Annotated in this window: 2 protein-coding genes and 1 pseudogene; all 3 read right to left on the bottom strand. The window is 70.1% G+C overall.

All coding sequences use genetic code 11. The features are described 5' to 3' along the window. Positions 1-86 precede the first annotated feature (86 nt). A complete protein-coding gene (locus tag H5J30_RS24535; protein WP_309505619.1) occupies positions 87-1,271 on the bottom strand; it encodes a ParA family protein in 1,185 nt (394 codons plus the stop codon). A gap of 267 nt (positions 1,272-1,538) precedes the next feature. Further along, positions 1,539-2,654, bottom strand: coding sequence for an alanine dehydrogenase (gene ald / locus H5J30_RS24530; RefSeq protein WP_181789535.1), 1,116 nt, complete (start codon positions 2,652-2,654; stop codon positions 1,539-1,541). 139 nt (positions 2,655-2,793) lie between these two features. Further along, positions 2,794-3,003: pseudogene (locus tag H5J30_RS36045) on the bottom strand (2-oxo acid dehydrogenase subunit E2); the annotation flags it as partial.

Here is a 3,003-nt window from a genome sequence, read left to right as displayed (position 1 = left end):
GGCCCGCTGCCGGTCCGACTGCGGCGTGGACGACTGGAGCGCGGTCCCCCCGGTGGTGCGGAAAAGCTCGTCGGCCCCGGGCAGGCTCACTCGGCGTGGCACCGGGCGAGCACCTCCCTGGCGAGCTGTCGGTAGGCGGCCGCGCCCACGGAGTTCGAGGCGTACGAGGTGATGGGCTCGCCGGCCACGGTGGTCTCGGGGAACCGGACGGTGCGCCCGATGACCGTGTGGTAGACGTGGTCGTCGAAAGCCTCGACGACGCGCGCCAGCACCTCGCGGCTGTGCACCGTCCGCGAGTCGTACATCGTGGCGAGGATGCCGTCCAGCTCCAGGTCGGGGTTGAGCCGCTCCTGGACCTTCTCGATCGTCTCGGTGAGCAGCGCGACGCCGCGCAGGGCGAAGAACTCGCACTCCAGCGGCACGATCACCTTGTGGGCCGCGGTCAGCGCGTTGACCGTGAGCAGGCCCAGCGACGGCTGGCAGTCGATGACGACGTAGTCGTACTCGGGCAGCAGCGGGCGCAGCGCGCGCTGGAGCGTCTGCTCCCGCGCCACCTCGCTCACCAACTGCACCTCGGCGGCGGAGAGATCGATGTTGCTGGGCAGCAGGTCCATGTTGGGCACGGCCGTCTTGAGCAGCACCTCGTCGGCCGACATGCCCCGCTCCATGAGCAGGTTGTAGACCGTGAGGTCCAGCTCCATGGGGTTGACCCCGAGGCCGACGGAGAGCGCACCCTGCGGGTCGAAGTCCACGAGCAGCACGCGGCGGCCGTACTCGGCCAGCGCCGCGCCCAGGTTGATGGCCGACGTGGTCTTGCCGACGCCGCCCTTCTGGTTGCACATGGCGATGACCTTCGCCGGGCCGTGGTCGGTGACCGGGCCCGGGATGGGGAAGTACGGCAGCGGGCGGCCCGTGGGACCGATGCGCTCCCGGCGCTGCCGGGCGGCGTCGGGCGCGAGCGTCGCGGCGTACTCGGGATCCGGCTCGTAGTCCGCGTCCGGATCGTAGAAGTGACCTTCTGACAGGTCCTCGAAGTCGGAGGTGGCGGATGCGGCGAGACGTGTGGTGTCCTCGCCGCCGCTCTGGCTGCCGGTCATGGCGTTCACGTGATGACCGTCCATGCTCTGGTATACGTTTCCGCCCTGGTGTGCGTGTGCCGAGAAGGTGTGGACGGCGACGGAGCCGACAGGCGCCTCCACCCCCGGGGAACCGTGGCCCCGCGCAGGCGTGCCTGGACGACCACCCCCGGGAGCAAATGTCGACTCATTCACAAGTCGTCCTACCTCCTTGGTGACCAGGGCACTTCTCGATTGGTCAGCGTGGCACCATGCCGACGATTGGCGACTCTATGGCGTGTCGGGGTCCCGCAGCAACACAATCCCGCAGACAGAGCACGATGTGTCGGGTGTGGAACACCACTTCGGGCACCCCTTTCGACGGTACGGCGGCCGACCGAACCCCTGGTGACAAGGTTCGGCCGGTGAAGCCGAGTTGACGGTGTCGCCGATGTGGTCGATGTGCCGCGCACCTGCGCGAAATCAGCCCAGCACGCGCGCGAGTTCGGCCACCGGAAGCGAGTGCGCCTCCGCCACGGGACCGTAAACGACCTGGCTTTCGTGGGTGTTGAGGCCGAGGGCGAGCGCCGGGTCGGCGCGCAGCGCGGCCCGCCAGCCGAGGTTCGCGAGCTTGAGGATGTACGGCAGGGTGGCGTTGGTCAGCGCGTACGTGGACGTGTTGGGCACCGCGCCGGGCATGTTCGCGACGCAGTAGAAGACCGAGTCGTGGACCTGGAAGGCCGGCTCCGCGTGCGTGGTCGGACGGGAGTCGGCGAAACAGCCGCCCTGGTCGATCGCGATGTCGACAAGGACACTTCCCGGCTTCATTCGCGACACCAGCTCGTTGTCGACGAGCTTCGGCGCCTTCGCGCCCGGGATGAGCACCGCCCCGATCACCAGGTCGGCTTCCAGCACGGCCTGCTCCAGGGCGTAGGCGTTGGAGGCGAGGGTGCGCACCTTCGTACCGAAGACCTTGTCCGCCTCGCGCAGCTTGCGCACGTCGGTGTCGAGCAGCGTGACGTGGAAGCCCATGCCGACGGCGATCTGCGTGGCGTTCCAGCCGGAGACGCCGCCGCCGATCACGACCGCCTGCCCCGGCACGACCCCGGGCACGCCGCCCGGGAGCACGCCGCGGCCGCCCTGAGAGCGCATCAGGTGGTACGCGCCGACCTGGGGCGCGAGCCGGCCGGCGACCTCCGACATCGGGGCGAGCAGCGGCAGTTGCCGGTCGGCGGTCTCCACCGTCTCGTACGCGATGGCGGTGGTGCCGGACTCCAGCAGCGCGTCGGTGCACGGGCGGGAGGCGGCGAGGTGGAGGTAGGTGAAGAGCACCTGGCCCTTGCGCAGGCGGTGGTACTCCTCCGCGATCGGCTCCTTGACCTTCAGCACCAGGTCCGCGGCCGCCCACACGGCGTCGGCCGTGGGCAGGATCTCCGCCCCGGCCGCGACGTACTCCTCGTCGGGGATGGACGAGCCGAGGCCCGCGCCCTGCTCCACGACGACGTCGTGGCGGTGGCGGACCAGCTCGTGCACTCCGGCGGGCGTGATGGCCACCCGGAACTCGTTGTTCTTGACCTCGCGTGGAATGCCGACCTTCACGATGGATCACGGTCCTTGGGGTGAGGGAATCTCGTCAGGCCCCGGTCGGGGTGACCGCCGCGGCTTGGTCATTCTTAATGAAGGAGTTCTCTGAGTCCAGCCTTTGAAACTGGCAGATTTCTGCGATGTGTCGATGGATTCACAGGTCCGCGGCGGCCGGGCGAGGTGCCGGTCCGGCCTTCGGGCCCTCGTCGGGGCCGGACTCCCGGCCCTCCTCCGCGACAGCCTCCGCGACGACCTCGACCACCTCGACGGGCGGCGGCGCGGGCTCCGCGGAGCCCTCCGCAACGGTCTCCGGGGCGGATCCGGGAGCGCTTTCGCCGCCCCCCGCAGGGTCACCGCCCGCCCG

The sequence above is a fragment of the Streptomyces phytophilus genome, assembly GCF_013870535.1.
In the GTDB taxonomy this organism is placed as follows: domain Bacteria; phylum Actinomycetota; class Actinomycetes; order Streptomycetales; family Streptomycetaceae; genus Streptomyces; species Streptomyces phytophilus.
This window is presented reverse-complemented; position numbering and strand designations above follow the sequence as displayed.